The sequence below is a fragment of the Vannielia litorea genome, from assembly GCF_018424695.1.
Taxonomy (GTDB): Bacteria; Pseudomonadota; Alphaproteobacteria; order Rhodobacterales; family Rhodobacteraceae; genus Vannielia; species Vannielia litorea_A.
In genome coordinates this window covers 1-401 of sequence record NZ_QTNQ01000225.1, presented here as the reverse complement: position 1 = coordinate 401, position 401 = coordinate 1, and the positions used below count along the sequence as shown (strand labels likewise).

Genomic DNA, 401 nt, shown 5'->3' with positions numbered 1-401 from the left:
AAATAGTTGTAAGCCTGCCTTAAAAATGAGCGAATTCGCGGTGTTTTGGCCCATCTTTGCCAAAGAATGGAAAAGAGGGCGCAAATGCGCTTGCGCGGGGGTTGCCCCCTCCAAGGACATGTGATACCAAACGCTCGCTTCCCGGAAGGAACCCCTTTCGGGGGACCATTTTTTTATACGTATCCGAGTCGTTCTCATAACCAGAATTGAGGGCTTTCACCGGTGTCCCAAAATACTGCCGCGACCGGGCTCCAAGGGCGCTATGCCACAGCACTATTTGACTTGGCCAATTCGGCCAACCAGCTTGATGCTGTCAAAAGCGATCTTGAATTGCTCGACCAGGCCATCGCAAACAGCGATGACCTCCGGAATGTACTCCGCAGTCCCGTGATTTCCCGGGA

1 protein-coding gene is annotated in these 401 nt (G+C 52.9%); it reads left to right on the top strand.

Translation table 11 applies throughout. The features are described 5' to 3' along the window. Positions 1-222: 222 nt before the first annotated feature. A partial coding sequence (locus DYI42_RS24625; RefSeq protein ID WP_213549660.1) for a F0F1 ATP synthase subunit delta occupies positions 223-401 on the top strand: 179 nt, incomplete at its 3' end.